This window comes from Nocardia xishanensis NBRC 101358, from assembly GCF_001613365.1.
GTDB classification, from domain to species: domain Bacteria; phylum Actinomycetota; class Actinomycetes; order Mycobacteriales; family Mycobacteriaceae; genus Nocardia; species Nocardia xishanensis.
Genome location: NZ_BDCF01000045.1, coordinates 1 through 16,817 on the forward strand (window position 1 = coordinate 1; position 16,817 = coordinate 16,817).

The following is a 16,817-nucleotide window of genomic DNA, read 5'->3' on the forward strand; positions in this document are numbered from 1 at the left end:
CACGAAGGAGATGGCCACGGTGCTCGCGATGCGGTTCGCGGCGGGCTCGTAGGCGTCCAAAACCTGGTTCAGCAGCTCGAAATCGGACTGGTACTTCTCGAACAGCGAGCGGGCCAGCACATCTCGCAGCAGGAGCACGATGCCGAGCACCTCGTCCGTCTCCACGCCGCGGGGGAAGATGCGCTCGGACAGGTCGCGCGCGTAGTCCTGGAGCGCCTGGACCGAACCGGTCTCCAGCACCGCGACGTAGTTGTCGTAGACCGCGGTGACTTCGGAGAACATCTCCTCGGCCGACATGGCGGTGAGCAGCTGCGCCTCGGTGATGAGTCGCGCCCATTCCTCGCGCAGGGCGGTCCGATTCTGCCTGAGGTGTTGCACCAGTGCCGATAGCAGACCTACCCCGCCGCCGTTCACGCCGATTTCGGTCGCGACGGGGTAGAACAATTCGGACACACGGTCCTCCATCGATTTCCGCACCGAGCGGCATCAGGGTACTCGTGGAATCGTATACCCGACCCGTTTCGTACGCGGGGTTTCCCGGTGACGCGCCATCCTTTCGGACGGCGTGTCAAGCCCGTGCCGCGGCCAGCTCCACGACGGTGATGTCGGAGGGTGCGCCGACCCGGACGGGCGGGCCCCACGCACCGGCCCCGCGCGTCACGTACAGCTGGGTGTCGCCGTAGCGCTCCAGCCCGGCGACCGTTGGATTCGCCAGTGCGGCAACAAGATTCCCCGGCCAGAGCTGGCCGCCGTGCGTGTGTCCCGACAGCTGGAGGTCGACGCCGTGCGTCACGGCGTCGTGGATCTGAATGGGCTGGTGCGCCAGCAGAACAGCGGTGCGAGCCGGATCGCGATCACCCAGCGCCTTGCCGAAATCGGGTCCCTGCCCGACGCGTTCGCCCTGCACGTCGTTCACGCCCGCCAGATCGAAACCGGGCAGCTCGGTCCGATCGTTGGCGAGCAGGCGCAATCCGAGATCCTGGACGTGCTCGATCCATTCCTCCGCGCCGGAGAAGTATTCGTGGTTGCCGGTGACGAAGTACGCGCCGTGCCTGGCGCGCAGCCTGCTCAGCGGTTCCACGGCCGGGCGTAGGTCATCGACGCTGCCGTCCACGAGATCGCCGACCACCGCGATGAGATCGGGCTGGGTGTCGTTGATGGTGCGGACGACGCGCTCGGCGAAGCCCCTGCCCAGAATCGGTCCCAGGTGCACGTCGCTGACCACGGCGATCCGGAAACCGTGCGCCGAACGGGGGAGTTTTGCCAAGGGCACGGTCAGCCGTTTCACCTGCGGCCCGTTCAGCACTCCGTACGTGCCCGCGCCGACGGTGGCCGCCGCGGTGAGCGCGGCGGTCCCGGCCACCGCGCGGGATACGAAGATTCGTCGCGAGATCGGCTTCGGCGTAGCGGTAATCGACTGCGCTTCGAGATCGGCGTGTTCTCCGGCTTCCTTCGGAGTATTGGGGACGTCTGTGAGTTCCCGGCCCTCTCGCACCGGAGTGCTTGGCGCCGTGGGTTCCAGGACCGGGTGTGCCGGAGTGCTTGCCGCTGTGGATTCCCGGACCGCATGCGCCGTAGAGGTTGCTACCTCGGTCGATTCGAGATCGCTCGTTGCCGGAATCGGGGGTGTCTCGACGCGCGCCGCGCAACGCTCGACCGAAGTCTGCGGTTCGCTTGCGGACTCCGTGTGTTTCTCGATCGAAGTGCGTGCGTCCATGTCGTTTTCGCGTGCGCACCAGCGCAGCAGTAGCGGCCGCAGCGCCTCGCCGACCAGCAGCGCGAGCAGGAGATACACCACCAGCGCGCCCCACAGGTAACCCGGCCACGCGATGACCCGCACCAGTGGGAACGGCAGTCCGGCCGAGTCGCCCACGGACGCGCCGAGCAGCAGCAGCGGACCCGCCACCAGCACCGCGGTCCCGCTCCGGCGCGGCGCCGTCCGCGGTGCGGTGGTGTCGCGCACCAAGCGCCGCCACAGATACCAGTGCAGCCCGCCGAACACCGCGAGCACCCCGAAGCCGACCAGTACCACCACAACGATCACCGCGCTGCCCTCTCCCGTACCGACGGTGCCGACCTTACGCCGGACCGGCTCGCGGAGCCCGGGACGATGTCGGACACCCTCGGTAGCCTCGAAGCATGTGCCGAAACATCACTGCCCTGCGCGGGCTGGAGCCCGCGGCGACACCGGAGGAGATCGAGGCGGCGGCGCTGCAGTACGTGCGCAAGGTCGCGGGCCTGTCCAGTATCTCCGCGGCGACGCGGCCGGTGGTGGAGTCCGCGGTGGCCGACATCGCCGCGGTGACGACCCGCCTGCTCGCCGAGCTGCCGGACCGCAAGGTGCCGCCGAAGACGGTGCCGCCGCTGCGCCGCCCCGAGGTGCGGGCCAGGATCGCCGCGCGGGGCTGAGCAGCCGCCGAAAAATCGGATGCGCCCGGGTGGCGCGTCTCGCTACTGTCGCGCCCATGCGAATCGTGAGCGGCAAGAAGGTCCGCGAGGTTGACGTCGGTTAAGCCCGAGAGCTGATCGGCCGTCATCCGGCGGTGCAGATCGACCTCGGTACGGGCGACGGACGCGCGGTGCTCGCCGCGGCGATCGCCGCCCCTGAACGGCTGGTGATCGGCGTGGACGCCAATGCGGCGGGCATGTCCGAGGTCTCCCGCAAGGCCGCCCGTGGCAAGCTCGCGAACACCCTGTTCGTGGTGGCGGCCGCCGAGCGGCTGCCGCGGGAACTGGACGGTGTCGCCGACCTCGTCACGGTGTATTTCCCGTGGGGCTCGCTGCTGCGCGGCATCCTCACCGCGGATCCGGTGATACTCGCGGGGCTCGCGCGGGTCATGAAGCCGGGCGCGTCACTCTCGATCCTCGTCTCGGTGACCGAGCACGACCGGAGTTCCGGCCTGTCGCCCATCGACGAGCGCGATCTGCGCGGTCTCGCGGAACCTTTCGCGGCACAAGGGCTCACGATCACCGGCGTGACGTCAGCGACGGCTGCCGACATCGCGGACACGGGCTCCTCGTGGGGCAAGCGACTCGGGGCGGGATCGCAGCGCGATGCTTGGCGGCTCGCCGCTCGCCGACCGGATGCGCCGGGTGATCGAGAGCCCTCCGCCGAACACCGAGCGGTGCCCGCGTGCGGGGTGCCCGGAGAGCAGTAGCTGGTCGACGGCCCCCGGACGCTGCGCTACGACACCTTGGTCCACGCACTGGGCAGCGTCGCGGATACCGAGTTCGCGTTGCCGACCAGCCGCCCGTGTGGCGGCATGCGGCACCGTGCAGGCCGCCGGTCCGCGCCGAGATGCCTCTATCGAAAGCCGGTGCGCCGCAGCCCATATCGCGACGCACCGGGCTTCGCTCACAGCGACCTGGCGATGATCTCCTTCATGATCTCGTTGGTGCCCGCGTAGATCATCTGCACCCGGTTGTCGACCCACATGCGCGAGATCGGGTATTCGGTCATGTACCCGTATCCGCCGTGCAGCTGGAGGCATTCGCTGGCCACCGACATGGCGCGCTCGGTGGTCCACCACTTCGCCATCGCCACGGTCGGGATGTCGAGTTCGCCCGCGATGTGCTTGGCGATGCAGTCGTCGGTGAAGACGCGGGCGATCTTCGCCTCGGTGGCGACCTCGGCCAGCTTGAACTTGGTGTTCTGGAAGCCGAAGACCGGGCGGCCGAACGCCTCGCGTTCCTTGACGTAGCGCAGCGTGTGGTCGAGTGCGGTCTCCATGCCCGCCACCGAGCCCACCGCGATGATCAGGCGCTCCTGCGGCAGCTGCTGCATGAGCTGGACGAAGCCCTGACCCTCCTGCGTGCCGAGCAGGTTGGCCACCGGGATGCGCACGTCCTCGAAGAACAGCTCGGAGGTGTCCTGGCCCTTCTGGCCGATCTTGTCCAGCACCCGGCCGCGCCGGAAACCGGGGCGGTCCGCCTCGACGAGCACCAGGCTGATGCCCGCCGCGCCCTGGGTCGTGTCGGTCTTGACCACGACGATGATCAGGTCGGCCTGGGCGCCGTTGGTGATGAAGGTCTTGGAACCGTTGACGACGTACTCGTCGCCGTCGCGGACCGCCTTGGTCTTGACGCTCTGCAGATCGGAGCCGGTACCCGGCTCGGTCATCGCGATCGCGCCGACCACCTCGCCGCTGGCCATCTTCGGCAGCCAGCGCTGTTTCTGCTCCTCGGTGCCGTAGGCGAGCAGGTAGTGCGCCACGATGCCGTTGTGCAGGCTCTGGCCCCACGCGGTGTCCACCACCCTGGCCTGCTCCTCGATCAGCACGGCCTCGTGCGCGAAGGTACCGCCGCCACCGCCGTACTCCTCCGGGATGGACAGGCAGAGCAGGCCGAGTTCGCCCGCCTTGTGCCACAGGTCGCGGTCGACGTGGTGCTGGGCGATGTACTTGTCGACGTTGGGCGCGACCTCCTTCTCGAAGAAGGCGCGCGCGAGTTCGCGCAGCGCGTCCAGGTCGTCGTTCATCCAACACGACCGGTAGGCGGCCATCGAGACTCCTTAGGCTCGGCGTACTACTGGCAATACTTGTGACCAGTATTTACGGGTACAGTGTGTACCATCGCTTGTGCTGGGACAAGACGGAACTTCGAGACCCGAGGACATCGGATACGGTGAGCCGCGTGGGACGACAGCGCTGGACCGACACCGCCGAAACCCGCCGCTCGGGCGCGCGCGGGCCTGGCGGCGTCGAACGCCGCCGCGCGCTGGTGGCGGCGGCCGTCGCGGCGATCGAGGAACACGGATCCGATGCCTCGATCGGGCAGATCGCGGACCGCGCCGGACTGGTGCGCACGCACGTCTACCGGCACATCGCGGGCAAAGAGGAACTCGACCGCGCGGTCGCGCGGCACGCGCACGCGGAACTCACAACCCGCATTCGCGCCACCTTCGACATCGACGGCACGCCGATCGACGTCATCCGCGCTCCCATCGCCGAGCATGTCGCCTGGGCGGGGGAGCATCCGAACCTGTATCGCTTTCTCGTCGAGCGCAACTACCGCAGCGGCAACGAGGAGCCGCGCATCGGCGGCAGCGCCTTCGCCTCCGAGATCTTCACCGCCGCAACACGATACATTCCGCGCTTCGGTTCGGACCGGGCCGCGGCGGAGCGGCTCATCATCGCGCTGCTCGGGCTGATCGACGCCTCCGTGCGCTGGTGGCTCACGCATCGGGAGAGCACGAGAGAGGAGCTGGTGGATCAGCTCACCGCCGAGGCGTGGCTGCTGATCGACCACCGGCTGCGCGCGCTCGGCATCGAGCTCGATGCCGAGGCGCGGCTGCGCGACCTGCTGATCGCGGGCGAGGACTATCGCGGCGACGCGGCCGCGACGTGAGGCGCGGTCAGGATCCGAACTTCCGTCGCGCGTGCGCGACGATAGCGTCCAGCCGCGCGTGATGCGCGCCCTTCCAATAGGTTTGGCCGCAGTCGACGCACTGCGCGAAGGTGTCGTATGTCTGTTCGGTCTGATCGGGCAGCCGCCCGCGCATGTCCGCCTTGTCGGCCTCGCGCAACAGGCCGTTGCAGGTGGTGCACCTCGTCCACGGGGCGAGGCCCGGCGCGAAACGGGAGAGCACGTCGTCGAGTTGCTCGGCGGGCTTGTGGCTGTAAATGTATGCGCCCGCGTAGATTTCGCGTCGCCGTAGCAGTCCGCGATCACGGGACAGCAGGATTCGACTCTCCGCGGCCGACCGCGTGGCCAATGCGGCGTCGCCGATGTCCGGGTTCTCGTACGCGGCGTCGATGCCGAGCAGGCGCAGCCGTCGCGCCAAGGTGCCCAGGTGGATGTCGAGCAGGAAGCGCACCGGCTCGGGCATCCGCTGCGGACGGGCCACCGCCCGCACCGCGAGCGAATCCCCGTGGACGGGTACATAAGCGGGTCCGACCGTCTCTTCGTTCACCACCAGCGCCCCGACCTCGGTGAGCGGCGCCCCGAGCGACTCCACCACGTGCCCCACGGTCGACACCCCGTCGACGCGCACGTTCGACGGACCCCCGCGCAGCCCCGCGGCCACGAACAACTCGAGCTCGGCCGCGAACTCGACCGTGATCTCCCCGGTACCCACCAGTCAAGCATGCCAGGCCGCGCCTTCTTGGGCAGCTCTGGCGAGTGAGCGGGACGGTGCGAGTTGTCGGCGTTTCCTGTGCGCCCGTGCCCGCTCGGAGCATGCCTGTTGCTGTCCGGCGCGGCGCTGTCGATGCGGCGGCGCGGTGCCCGATCGGTGCGGGCGCTCAGCGCTGCCGCGGCACGGTGCTGCCCATCAGCGCCTCGGCGAACTCCGCGAACTCCGCGCGGAAATCCACATAGGACGCCCGCAATTCATAGCCTGGCCACTGCCGGGGCAGAAGCTCGGTGGGCAGCATCGGGTCGTTGAGGATGTGGCGCACGGTCGCGGCGGCGACTTCGAAACGGTCGCCGATGAATTCGGCCTGCGCCATGGCCGACAGCAGTAGCCGGGCGTTCTCGGCCCAGGCGTCCGGCCGGAAAAGTCGTTCGGCCAGTTCGCCGTCCGGTTCGCCAGGGTGGCCGGTGAACACCGTCAGCCTGCGCGCCGCGGCGGCGGGGAAGTCGGTGCCGAGATTGTCAGGGCGAGTCCACACGCCCTCGCGCAACTCGCCGAACTTCTTGGCTCGCAAGACTTCCCGGAACGCCGCCCGGTCGGTGGAGTCGTCGGCCCCGACGGTGACGATGGCCAGCTGCCAGGTGCCGTCCCATGCGCCGGTTGGCGGGTGCATGGCCTCGTCCTGGCGGTGCTGGCGTTCGATCAGCCGGGGCGCGAGGCGGTAGGCGCTGTCGCGGCGCTCCAGATCGCCGCCCGCGACCATCCTGGTCAGCGCCGCGCGCACCGCCGACTCCTGGAGACCGAGCCCGACCGCCACCCGCACGATCCAGCTCACCGGCGCCTCGGCGGGGTGCGCGCCGAGCAGCGCGCTCAGGATCGCCGACCGCGCGGTGAGCTTGCGCACCGGCGTCCCACGCGAATCCATGCACCGATGCTAACCACCCGCGATTCCCGCACATCTCGTGCAGGCCTCGCGCGGCCAGCGCCTGTGGCGCGTGTGGAAGGGCTGGGGCAGCGGCGCGCTATTGCAAATCCGTGGCGCGTGACGCAGGGTTGTAATATTCGAGTGGGAGGACGGGTTGCGATGGCGACGCATGTGGTGACGAATCAGGTTCCGCCGTTGGTGGATTACGACGCGGCCGAGCAGCCGGTGATTCTGGAGGCGCTGCGCAGGGCGGGGGCCGAGCGGGCCATCGAGGACGTGCGGTCGGTCGGCAGGCTCGCGGGCAGCGCCGAAGCGCAGGCGCTCGGCGATCTCGCGGAGGCGCACCCGCCGGTGCTGCGGACGCACGACCGCTACGGGCATCGGATCGACGAGGTCGAGTACGACCCGAGCTATCACCGGCTGATGGAGTACGCGGTGGGCTTCGGCCTGCACGGCGCGCCGTGGGCCGACAGCGGTCCGAGCCCGCACCTGGTGCGCGCCGCGAAGATGAGCGTGTGGAGCCAGGTCGACGCCGGGCACGGATGTCCGATCTCGATGACCTACGCCGTGGTGCCTGCGCTGCGCGCCAACGCCGAACTCGCGGCACAGTACGAACCGCTGCTCGTCGCCAAGGAATACGATCCCGGCCTGCGGGTGCCCTCGACCAAACGCGGTCTGATCGCTGGCATGTCGATGACGGAGAAGCAGGGCGGTTCGGACGTCCGCTCGAACACCACGACCGCCGTGCCGTGTGCGGACGGCACGTACCGCATCACCGGGCACAAGTGGTTCACCTCGGCGCCCATGTCGGACTTCTTCCTGGTGCTGGCTCAGGCGCCCGGCGGACTGTCGTGTTTCTTCGTCCCGCGCGTACTGCCCGACGGCGCCCGCAACACCTTCAACCTCCAGCGGCTCAAGGACAAACTCGGCAACCACTCCAACGCGAGCAGCGAGGTCGAGTACGACGACACCGTCGGCTGGCTGGTCGGCGACGAGGGCCGGGGCGTACCGACGATCATCGAGATGGTCAACCTCACCAGGCTCGACTGCACGCTCGGCTCGGCGTCCGGGATGCGCGCGGGCGTCGTCATGGCCGTGCACCACGCCACCCACCGCCGCGCTTTCGGCGCGCAGCTGATCGACCAGCCGTTGATGCGCAACGTCCTCGCCGACCTCGCGCTGGAGGCCGAGGGCGCGACCACCGTCGGACTGTGGCTCGCCGAGGTGACCGACCGGGCCGTGTCCGGCGACGAGACCGCCGATCGGCTGCGCCGGATCGCCTTGGCGGTCAGCAAGTACTACGTGTGCAAGCGCGGGCCGATCCACGCGGCCGAAGCGCTGGAATGCCTCGGCGGCAACGGATACGTCGAGGAATCGCGGATGCCGCGGCTGTACCGGGAAGCGCCGCTGATGTCGGTGTGGGAGGGCTCGGGCAATGTCGCCGCCCTCGACACGCTGCGCGCGCTGGCCAAACAGCCGGAGGCCCTCGGCGTGTTCTTCGACGAGGTCGACCAGGCCCACGGCGCGGACGCCAGGCTCGATGCCGCGATCGACGATCTGCGCGGCCGGTTCACCGATTTCGACACGATCCAGTACCGCGCCCGCCGCGTCGTCGGCGAGATGGCGCAGGTGCTCCAGGCTTCGCTGCTGGTGCGCTACGGGCATCCCGCGGTCGCCGACGGATTCGTCGTCAGCAGGCTCGGCCGCGATCACGGCGACGTATTCGGAACCTTGCCCCACGGCCTCGACACCGGGGCGATCATCGAACGCGTCACGCCCAAGTTCTGATACCGCACCCGTCCGCTCCTCGAAGGGAATTCCCGTTGCCCGACTACACCGACCACGCAGGAACTCGACCGGCCGCCTGGTACGAAGGCCTGACCGAAGGCAAGGACTCCTTGTTCGCCGACCGGGAGCAGCCGCCGTCCGACATCAGGTATCGGACGCTGACCTACGAGGTCACCGATCGGGTCGCGCGCATCACCTTCGACCGCCCCGAACACGGCAACGCGATCACCGCGGACACCCCGATCGAGCTCGCAGCGGCGGTCGAAAGGGCAGACCTCGACCCGCGCGTGCACGTGATCGTGGTGTCCGGGCGCGGCAAAGGTTTCTGCGGCGGCTACGACCTGTCGATCTTCGCGGAGAACGGCTTCACGCCCGACGGCGGCGCGGCGCCGGTGGACGGCACCGTCCTCGATCCGGCCGTGCAGGCGCGCAACCATAATCCATGGGCCACCTGGGATCCGATGGTCGACTACCAGATGATGAGCCGCTTCAACCGCGGCTTTTCCAGCCTGCTGCACGCGAACAAGCCGACCGTGGCCAAACTGCACGGCTTCGCGGTGGCGGGCGGCACCGACATCGCGCTGTTCGCCGACCAGATAATCTGCGCCGACGACACCAAGATCGGCTACCCGCCCACCCGTGTCTGGGGCATCCCCGCGGCGGGCATGTGGGCGCACCGGCTCGGTGACCAGCTCGCCAAGCGTCTGCTGTTCACCGGCGACTGCATCAGCGGCAAGCAGGCCGCGGAATGGGGTCTCGCCGTCGAATCGTGCCCGGCCGACGAACTCGACGAGCGGACCGATGCGCTGGTCGCCCGCATCGCGCGTATGCCGGTCAACCAGCTCATCATGGCCAAGCTCGCGCTCAACAGCGCGCTGCTCGCCCAAGGCGTGGCCAATTCGGGCATGGTCAGCACCGTTTTCGACGGCATCTCCCGGCACACCCGCGAGGGCTACGCCTTCCAGTTGCGCTCGGCGACCGTCGGATTCCGCGAGGCCGTGCGCGAACGCGACGAGCCCTACGGCGACTGGAAGCGCGCGCAGTTCCGGGCATCCGGCGAGGAGGACGCCGAGCGCTGACGGGTCTCAGTCCGGCAGCTGGCGCATCTCCAGCAGGGTGAGGCCGAGGTTGTCGATCATGGCCAGGATGGCTCGCATCGCCGTCGGATCGGCCACCGGCCCGAACAACGAGGTGGTGCCGCTGCTGGACGGCGCGACATCGAGGTCGGGGAAGGCGGCCACGGCGCGGTCGGACAGTTCGCCGTCGATGATGAACTGGTACCTGGTCGGGACCGGCATGGCTCTCCTCCCTGTGACTGCGCGATGGTCGAGTCTGCCGCGCGGCGCGCGTGACTCGCCTCACACGCCGAGGATGAGATTGCCGGCGGACGCGGTCGCGCGCTCAGAGCACGCCGCTGCGCCGGGCACGGTCGAGAGCGGCGACGCGGGAATTCGCGCCGAATTTCGCATAGATCGAACGCAGATGCGTTTTCACGGTATTGATCGAGACACCGAGATCGGCCGCGATCTGCTGTGCGGTCCGGCCCGAGGGAAGGTGTTTGAGCACGGTCATCTCGGCCTCGGTCAGCGCCGGGTGCGTCGAGTTCCGCGCGGCGCTGCGATTCTGCCGCACACAATCGCCGAACGCGTCGAGGCGACCGAATCGGCCCGCGTATACATCGAGCAGTTCTATCGCGTTCGGAACGTCGAGGAAGGGACGAACCAGGTGATCGGCGGCGGCGTCCCGCAACGCGTTCTCCAGACCGCTGTGCGCCTTCGCGCCGTTGCCCGCCCTGTGGTGGGCCGACGAGTACAGCAACCATCCGGTGACCCGGGTGGACGGCCGCATGGTGGCGCCGGAGCCCTCGAGTAAAGGCTCGAGCAGCGCGAGGGCGGCCTGGCTGTGCTCGGCAGTCTCCGCCACCGCGGCTCTGGCAACGACGACGTCGGGCAGATCGCCGAGCAACTGCTGGGCCCGCTCGGCGAGCAGTTGCGCGGCCAACGGTTCGTGCACGCTCAGCAGGGCCCAGACCACGTGCGGAATCACGCTCGCGGTCACGCCGGGCACGGTGTTCTTGTCCAGCAGCAGCTGCGTTCCGCGGCGTAGGTCGTCGATGGCGGCGCGCTTGTCGGCGGCCTGCTCGACGGCCAATAGCTGCCCGATCACGTAGCCGTGCCACCCGGCCAGCGGGCTCGCCGATCCGTCCTGCACCGCGTTGCGGGTCAGCGCCGCCGAGACGTGCTGCGGATCGGGCTGCTCGCCGCGCAGGTAGGCGGCAAGACCGGCGGCCGTCATCGCCTGTGCCGCGTCCGGGGTGTCGTTCAGTTCGTGCTCGGCGGCGACGACGAGCGCCTTGGCCGCCCGGTCCCGCATCGAGTCGGTGGCCTCGCGCCCGCAGGCGATGAAGGTGAGCCGGGTGAGCGCGCGCAGCGCCAGGCGTGGATGTCCGGCGTGCAATGCCAGCGCGAGACCGCGCAGCAGCACCTCCTCGGCCCGGTCGAGCCGTCCGCCGACCACCATCGCGGTGGCCGACTGAATAGCGAGGTAGCAATCGATATCGGGGTTGCCGGTCGGCGCGGCGTCCACCGCGAGATCGCCCGAGATGGAACCGGTGGCCGCGGCGGCATCCACCGTCGCGGCGAGGGTCAGCGCGTCGATCCACGGCGCGGGCACGAACGAGGGCCGGTCCCGGCGCGAGCCCGCGACATCCAGGTAGGCGAGCGCGTCGGCGGCGCTGCCGTGGAAGAGCGCGTCGAGGACGCGCAACAGCCAAACGAACGGGTCGTCGAGCAGGCCGGGCCGCTCGCGTTGCAATTCACCGAACAGCGCGGCGCCGTCTCCGTCGAGGACCATCGTGGTCCCGCATTCGGTGAGGAAAGCGCGCAGGTGGCGCGGATCGGAGCTGGCGAGCATATGTGTCAGCGCCTGGAGCGGCAGCCCGGCGGCGCGCAGCGCGTTCGCCGTCCGCAGGTGCAGTTCGGAACGGGCCCGCGCGCCGAGCCGGTTCACCTCGGCCAGGAAGTACGCCCGCAGCATCGGATGGAACGTGAACCAGATGTCGTCGCCGCGCGCGACCGAGGTGAGCGGGAAGTTCATCCGGTCCAGTTCGTACAGCGTGAGCGCGGCCCCGCCGCCGATCAGGTCGTCGGCCAGCCGCTCGGTGAACGAATCGGGAACGCTGGTGTAGGTCAGGAACAATCGCACGTTCAGCGGCAAAGCGCCGATCAGTTCGCCGACCAGGAAGTCGGAGACGGCGCGCGGCGGCCGGGCCAGCACGGCCAGCGCCGCGGACCGGTCGGGGTTGGCGGCCAGATACATCGCGGCGATGCGGACGAGCGCGGCCCAGCCGTGGGTCAGGTCGAGGACCGTGGCGAGCTCGTCCTGGTCGAGTTCGCAGTGGTGTTCGCGGCACAGCGCCGCGATCTCCGCACCTGACATCGCGAGGTCGTTCGCGCCCCACCTGGCCGAACGCTCGGTCAGCCCGAGCAGATGCCAGCGCAGCGGCGGGTCGAAGCGGCCGGACACCACGGTGGTGACCGTCGGCGGCGCGTGCAGCAGAAAGTGTTCCAGCCCGGCGAGTGCGAGCGGCTCGGTGACCAAGTGGGCGTCATCGATGACGATCACGGTCGGTGTTCCGCGCGCGGTCAGCGCCTCGACGAGCTGGGCCGCGTCGAGTCCGGGAGCATCCACGGACGGACGTGGCGGCGGTTTCGGCAAGTCCAGTTGGTCGCGCAGCGTCTGCCACAGCGCGGCGCCGGGTTCGGAATGCTCGGCCACCGACACCCACCCCAGCGTCGGGCGCCGGAACTCCCGCGACATGAGCCGGCTCGCCCAATCGGCGAGCAGTACGGTCTTGCCGCTTCCCGCGGGCGCGCAAACCACCAGCACCCGCTGCTGGTCGCCCGCGAGGAAGGCGTCGAGTCGGTCGATCAGCGTCGATCTGGCAATCGGCGCCGAGGAAAACGTCGGCATTTCCGAGGGAGTTCCGCTGTCGTCAGCGGAGATCGAACGTAGAGCGGGGCCGTGCGAGATGGTCACCGTTCCTCCTGGACCGACTGCCGACAACATTTTTCGCGCCTGGCTCAGGAATCTCTGTATTTCGGTTTTCATACTAAAGGTGTCCCCAAGGGAATGGCCGACGGCGCATCCGAATTCGTGCGTCCCGGATCGGAGCATGCACTGGCGTGTCATCGGATCGATATGACCGACCGGCATGCGAGGCTTGTCCGGTTGTACCGACGGAAAACAGAAAGGAGACACGATGTCACTCGGTTCAGCCGTGCTCGATCTGGTCACCACGGTGCTCGGAGTCGTCGTGAGTATCGTCGAACTCGTCACCGGCTCTGGAGGGTAAGAGTCTCGACGAAGCTGCGGCGCGGGGAGGGGTGTGCGCCCCTCCCCGCGTCCGCGTCACCCCTGCGCGCGGAAAGCGTTCGTGCGGTGGGAATACAGGCTCAACAGTCCGAGGACTTGCCCGTCGGAGACGAGCGGATGACAGTACAGCGACCGTACGTCGAATTCGCGCAGGTGGGCGCAGTACTCGCGCCAGCGCGCCTCCTCGGCCAGATCGGTGATCAGAATCCTCCTGCGAGTCCGGATGACGTCCATGCCAGGCGAATCCGGGAAGTCGGTGATGGCTTGCTCGAGTCGCGCGGCCTGCCTGCTCGACCAGCCGACGACTTCGAGGCCGTCGAGGCCCCAGGCCGTGATGCCGACCATGGGATGATCGGGCAGCAGGCGCGCTATGTTCGCGGCGGCTTGCGCTGGTATCGCCGATTGCTTGTTCGGGAAAAGGCTGACCGAACCGGGGAAGTTCGTCGTAATAGGTCGGGTATCGAGCATTCGGACACCTCACTCCACGGCGCGCACCGGCGGCAGGACCATATGGGCCGACCTGCTGGTGTCTCCGGACGCGCCGACTTGCTACCACCTTGGAGCTGCCGTATCGGCAGCTTCGCCTCGCCCGTCCCCCGAACGGGCTCCTGCCACCCCGGTTGTGACCGGTGGTGGCGTGAACGGTTGCGCGCCTGGGTCTCTCGAACCGCCGCCCAGTGCTTCCGGAGAGAACCGTTCACCTTCACGCGGGTCACATGCCACCTTGCCGCGATGTGACGGCCACCACATTAACACCGGGTGGTCGGTTCGGGTCCGGGTTTCGGCAGTCGAATCCAATCGACTGGCACGACCATGTTTCGGTTTGCCGCACGGTCACTTTGTCCCGCGATCTGTCTGAGTCACTATGCATGAATGGAAGTGAGAAGGCGGCGTTCCTCGCGAAGAATGACGCTTTGTTCAAGGTCTCCATACAGACTGGGACACCTGGCTCGTACATCAGTGAGTTCGCGTGCTTCGCGGTTGCCACCGACCTGTTCGCGGCCAACATCATCGTCACCCAGACCTACAACACATACCGCAACCGGTCCGGCCGCTGTGGCGGCTGCGCGTGTGGCCAGCGTCCCGGCCGGAATCGTCGTGCGCCTCGGTCACCAAGGTCTCGTGTTCGGCCGGGCGTCGGCGGCGATCCCGTTCGTGCTGCGGAACCGCAAGGAGCTGCTGCGCCTGATCGCCGACGTCACCTGGGGTAACGGCTCGCTGGTCGTCGGCGGCGGCCTGCCCGAGCGCGCCGATGTGAAATTCCGCGGCATGCTCGTCGGAGCGTCGCGGAAGTCGCCATTTGCTGCCAAAGGGGAGCGCCAGAACGTCTTCCTCGATCTGAAACACTATGTGGCACCGTCGATTCCGGAATCAATGACGGCGCGCGTCCTGCCCGCCAACATCTTCGGAGTCACCGCGATCGAACTGGTCGACAACGACGCCGCCCCGCGCGGCCTGCGCCAGGGCGCCGTCATCCGCCAGGACGCCAGCGCCGCGACCACCCAGTTGCGGACGACGCTGACCACCCTGCGCACGGTGCTGGACAGAATCCAGCCGGCCAAGCTCGGCCGGGTGCTCGGCACCCTCGCCGACGCAATGGATCCCGCGGCGCGCGCCGGACTCGACCATCGAACGTCTCGACCAGTGGGCCAACCCGGGTGCGCGCGACCCCCGGAATCGGCGACCTGCTCGGCGATCTCGGCGCGGCCGCCGCCGCGGTGAACGAGTCCGCACCCGAGCTCGCCCAGGTGCGTCCGTCTCGCGAATCACATTGCGGCGCAGCTGATCCGAGCGAGCGCACCCGCCCGCCATCGCCTGCGCGGCCGCTGGCGGCGGATCCGCGCCGACCTGATCGACAAAATGAAGCTGGCCGCTCGGCTTCGCCACCGTCGCGGTGCTCAGCGCCGGATATCTCTTCGTCGGCTTCAGCGTGGAGGGCTCGGGCAGTGGCTGCCGCGCCGGCCGGCCATGCTCGTCTGCGCGCTGGTCCTCCTGCTGACCAGCGTCCTTTCGGGCGGCCTCGGCCTGCTGACGTTGTCGCGACTGCGCAAAGGCGTCACGGTGATGACCGCAGGGCCCGCCGTCCTGGCCTCGCAAAGCCTGGAGATCCTCGACTATTTCGGCCGGTGCCCGCGCTGCCACTATCCCGCACGCGCGTATCTGGTCACCACGGTCTTCGCCGACGGTAAGCATGCCGTGGCCACGCTCGCGACCTGCGATCTCACCTGCGGGTGGAGCGGCCCCGCACCGCTGACTACGATGACATTGGCGCCGCGCCCGAAAAAACCTGCGCCACAACGGGAGTCGATCATCGCAGCACGACGGGTGGCGCCCCGTCCGCCCCGATGAAGGGTATTGTTTCAGGTGACCAACTTTCCGTCTTTCTTTCGTCCGATTGCCCAGTGACATCGCGGCTTCGTCGCTCGATACTCGGCAGCATCGGTTGATAGCTACTGCACGGCAACGTCGCTGGCGGAATGGAGTGGACATGCTCGCACATCCCTGTCCGGACGGCGACCGGCTCGGCACAAGCGGCGATGCCGGAGTCGTCGCGAGGTTCACCGATCGCGCCTTGCGCCGGTTCGCCCAGACCGTCGAGGGTCTCCCCGAGACCACCCTGGAAGAGATACTCGCGGTGGTGGATCTCTTCCGCGTGGCCGAAGGCATTCACATCGGCGTCGGCGACTTCTGAATCGGCCCCGCGCCGCTACGACCGGCGGCGCGCGCGGTTTCCGGTGGCCGCGCGGCGGCGTGAGCCGTTCGTCGAAGGCGGCCCGTCCTCGGCGGGCGCGCTGTTGTCGCTCGCGCCCTTGGACAACACGAGGGGCGGGCCGTCGCCGATCGCGACGGCGGCGAGCCGTTCGCCCTTCGCCGGATCCAGTTCCGCGGGAACGCCGACGACGGGGGAGAGGTCGATGCCCTCGCCTGGCCCGAACACGCGGACGCCGCGATCGGCGCAGAAGCCGTCGAGATCGGCTCCGGGAGTGCAGGAGCCGTACATCAGCCGGACGCGTCCGGTGGCGGCACGGTCGGCGGCGCAGCGCAGCAGCTTCGCGCCGACGCCCGCGTTGCGGAACTCCGGCTCCACCGCGAGCACGCCCACCTTCATGAGACCGACGAGAGCGCGTGCCTGCGCGGCGGTTCCCCAAGGTTGCAGGCGTTGCACCACAAAGGCTTCCGGCCCGGCGTAGAGGCCGCCGATGACCTCGCGCTCGTGCTGGGCGACCAGGACCAGGCTGCGCGCGGCGACCGCGCCCGCCAGCCCGCCTCGGCTCGCGGCCGCCGAGATCGCGCGGACGGCCGAGGGCGCCATGCCGGAGGCGAGCAGACCGCGCCGCTGCGCCTGCGCGAGTTCCCGGCCGTAGCCGCCGAGCGGCGTCTCGCCGACGCCGGCCATGGCGCACCACCGCCGGTAGTTGCCCTCGATCTCCGCCGCCGACGCGTACGAGATCATCACTCGCCCTGGTGAACCCATGTGCACAACCCCTTACAGCTACCCTGGGACCGGCCTGCGGCACCGTGGTCACCCTGGCGAACTCGCATCCGCCGAGCGCGTTGCCCCGTGTTCGCGGGCGCGGCGAGAACCGCCGCGTGCGTCACGGTTCGCCGCAGCGCCGATTGGCGTCACTCAGTGTACAGTTGTGCACCCAGAATCGT

The 16,817-nt window shown here is 69.0% G+C and carries 16 protein-coding genes and 1 pseudogene; 8 read left to right on the forward strand and 9 right to left on the reverse strand.

Annotated features, from left to right (window positions below):
- Both NX1_RS26890 and NX1_RS26895 read right to left on the reverse strand, forming a co-directional pair.
- Positions 1-453 (reverse strand): annotated as a pseudogene (locus NX1_RS26890) (RsbRD N-terminal domain-containing protein); the annotation flags it as partial.
- Positions 454-568: 115 nt separating this feature from the next.
- Positions 569-2,044 carry a metallophosphoesterase gene (locus NX1_RS26895; RefSeq protein WP_068064970.1) on the reverse strand — a complete coding sequence of 492 codons (1,476 nt, stop codon included), beginning with the start codon at positions 2,042-2,044 and terminating at the stop codon, positions 569-571.
- A 95-nt stretch (positions 2,045-2,139) separates the two neighbouring features.
- On the opposite strand from NX1_RS26895, the gene NX1_RS26900 reads away from it, so the two are divergent.
- Both NX1_RS26900 and NX1_RS26905 read left to right on the forward strand, forming a co-directional pair.
- Positions 2,140-2,409 carry a DUF2277 domain-containing protein gene (locus tag NX1_RS26900; protein ID WP_068064976.1) on the forward strand — a complete coding sequence of 90 codons (270 nt, stop codon included), beginning with the start codon at positions 2,140-2,142 and terminating at the stop codon, positions 2,407-2,409.
- 116 nt (positions 2,410-2,525) lie between these two features.
- Positions 2,526-3,158 carry a class I SAM-dependent methyltransferase gene (locus NX1_RS26905; RefSeq protein ID WP_444980711.1) on the forward strand — a complete coding sequence of 211 codons (633 nt, stop codon included), beginning with the start codon at positions 2,526-2,528 and terminating at the stop codon, positions 3,156-3,158.
- 197 nt (positions 3,159-3,355) lie between these two features.
- On the opposite strand, the gene NX1_RS26910 is transcribed toward NX1_RS26905, so the two are convergent.
- Complete coding sequence (locus NX1_RS26910; RefSeq protein WP_068064982.1) at positions 3,356-4,501, reverse strand: acyl-CoA dehydrogenase family protein; 1,146 nt, start codon at positions 4,499-4,501, stop codon at positions 3,356-3,358.
- 131 nt (positions 4,502-4,632) lie between these two features.
- On the opposite strand from NX1_RS26910, the gene NX1_RS26915 reads away from it, so the two are divergent.
- Entirely contained in the window at positions 4,633-5,346 is a 714-nt protein-coding gene (locus NX1_RS26915) for a TetR/AcrR family transcriptional regulator (protein WP_068064984.1), read from the forward strand.
- Between the two features lie 7 nt (positions 5,347-5,353).
- Here the strand turns inward: NX1_RS26915 and NX1_RS26920 are convergent, their stop codons facing one another.
- Together NX1_RS26920 and NX1_RS26925 are read right to left on the reverse strand one after the other, a co-directional pair.
- Positions 5,354-6,076, reverse strand: coding sequence for a Mut7-C RNAse domain-containing protein (locus NX1_RS26920; protein WP_068064991.1), 723 nt, complete (start codon positions 6,074-6,076; stop codon positions 5,354-5,356).
- A 166-nt stretch (positions 6,077-6,242) separates the two neighbouring features.
- Complete coding sequence (locus NX1_RS26925) at positions 6,243-6,998, reverse strand: PaaX family transcriptional regulator C-terminal domain-containing protein (RefSeq protein WP_068064994.1); 756 nt, start codon at positions 6,996-6,998, stop codon at positions 6,243-6,245.
- A gap of 159 nt (positions 6,999-7,157) precedes the next feature.
- Here NX1_RS26925 and NX1_RS26930 point away from each other — a divergent pair, with 159 nt between their 5' ends.
- Both NX1_RS26930 and NX1_RS26935 read left to right on the forward strand, forming a co-directional pair.
- Positions 7,158-8,786, forward strand: coding sequence for an acyl-CoA dehydrogenase family protein (locus NX1_RS26930; RefSeq protein WP_068065000.1), 1,629 nt, complete (start codon positions 7,158-7,160; stop codon positions 8,784-8,786).
- A 35-nt stretch (positions 8,787-8,821) separates the two neighbouring features.
- The gene (locus NX1_RS26935; protein ID WP_068065004.1) at positions 8,822-9,865 is read left to right on the forward strand and encodes a crotonase/enoyl-CoA hydratase family protein; all 1,044 of its coding nucleotides are present in this window, start codon (positions 8,822-8,824) and stop codon (positions 9,863-9,865) included.
- 6 nt (positions 9,866-9,871) lie between these two features.
- On the opposite strand, the gene NX1_RS26940 is transcribed toward NX1_RS26935, so the two are convergent.
- The 3 genes from NX1_RS26940 to NX1_RS26950 all read right to left on the reverse strand — a co-directional run bounded on the left by NX1_RS26940 (position 9,872) and on the right by NX1_RS26950 (position 13,628).
- The gene (locus tag NX1_RS26940; protein WP_068065007.1) at positions 9,872-10,084 is read right to left on the reverse strand and encodes a DUF8691 family protein; all 213 of its coding nucleotides are present in this window, start codon (positions 10,082-10,084) and stop codon (positions 9,872-9,874) included.
- 103 nt (positions 10,085-10,187) lie between these two features.
- Positions 10,188-13,001, reverse strand: a complete 2,814-nt coding sequence (locus NX1_RS26945) for a LuxR C-terminal-related transcriptional regulator (RefSeq protein ID WP_084501791.1) — start codon at positions 12,999-13,001, stop codon at positions 10,188-10,190.
- Between the two features lie 195 nt (positions 13,002-13,196).
- Positions 13,197-13,628, reverse strand: coding sequence for a GAF domain-containing protein (locus NX1_RS26950; RefSeq protein WP_084501792.1), 432 nt, complete (start codon positions 13,626-13,628; stop codon positions 13,197-13,199).
- Positions 13,629-14,231: 603 nt separating this feature from the next.
- Here NX1_RS26950 and NX1_RS37495 point away from each other — a divergent pair.
- The 3 genes from NX1_RS37495 to NX1_RS26965 all read left to right on the forward strand — a co-directional run bounded on the left by NX1_RS37495 (position 14,232) and on the right by NX1_RS26965 (position 15,852).
- Positions 14,232-14,882 carry an MCE family protein gene (locus NX1_RS37495; RefSeq protein ID WP_068065018.1) on the forward strand — a complete coding sequence of 217 codons (651 nt, stop codon included), beginning with the start codon at positions 14,232-14,234 and terminating at the stop codon, positions 14,880-14,882.
- A gap of 138 nt (positions 14,883-15,020) precedes the next feature.
- The gene (locus tag NX1_RS37040) at positions 15,021-15,509 is read left to right on the forward strand and encodes a hypothetical protein (RefSeq protein WP_169812295.1); all 489 of its coding nucleotides are present in this window, start codon (positions 15,021-15,023) and stop codon (positions 15,507-15,509) included.
- 139 nt (positions 15,510-15,648) lie between these two features.
- Complete coding sequence (locus NX1_RS26965) at positions 15,649-15,852, forward strand: hypothetical protein (RefSeq protein ID WP_157120097.1); 204 nt, start codon at positions 15,649-15,651, stop codon at positions 15,850-15,852.
- Positions 15,853-15,867: 15 nt separating this feature from the next.
- Here the strand turns inward: NX1_RS26965 and NX1_RS26970 are convergent, their stop codons facing one another.
- On the reverse strand, positions 15,868-16,635 hold the full coding sequence (locus NX1_RS26970) for a GNAT family N-acetyltransferase (protein WP_157120099.1): 768 nt from the start codon (positions 16,633-16,635) through the stop codon (positions 15,868-15,870).
- Between the last annotated feature and the right edge of the window lie 182 nt (positions 16,636-16,817).

Bases quoted from the DNA above. Each gene is read 5' to 3' on its own strand.
- NX1_RS26945 (WP_084501791.1), bottom strand. From the start codon at position 13,001: ATGCCGGTCGGTCATATCGATCCGATGACACGCCAGTGCATGCTCCGA.
- NX1_RS26930 (WP_068065000.1), top strand. From the start codon at position 7,158: ATGGCGACGCATGTGGTGACGAATCAGGTTCCGCCGTTGGTGGATTAC.
- NX1_RS26940 (WP_068065007.1), bottom strand. From the start codon at position 10,084: ATGCCGGTCCCGACCAGGTACCAGTTCATCATCGACGGCGAACTGTCC.
- NX1_RS26910 (WP_068064982.1), bottom strand. From the start codon at position 4,501: ATGGCCGCCTACCGGTCGTGTTGGATGAACGACGACCTGGACGCGCTG.
- NX1_RS26970 (WP_157120099.1), bottom strand. From the start codon at position 16,635: ATGGGTTCACCAGGGCGAGTGATGATCTCGTACGCGTCGGCGGCGGAG.
- NX1_RS26900 (WP_068064976.1), top strand. From the start codon at position 2,140: ATGTGCCGAAACATCACTGCCCTGCGCGGGCTGGAGCCCGCGGCGACA.
- NX1_RS37040 (WP_169812295.1), top strand. From the start codon at position 15,021: ATGAAGCTGGCCGCTCGGCTTCGCCACCGTCGCGGTGCTCAGCGCCGG.
- NX1_RS26950 (WP_084501792.1), bottom strand. From the start codon at position 13,628: ATGCTCGATACCCGACCTATTACGACGAACTTCCCCGGTTCGGTCAGC.
- NX1_RS26925 (WP_068064994.1), bottom strand. From the start codon at position 6,998: ATGGATTCGCGTGGGACGCCGGTGCGCAAGCTCACCGCGCGGTCGGCG.
- NX1_RS26965 (WP_157120097.1), top strand. From the start codon at position 15,649: ATGCTCGCACATCCCTGTCCGGACGGCGACCGGCTCGGCACAAGCGGC.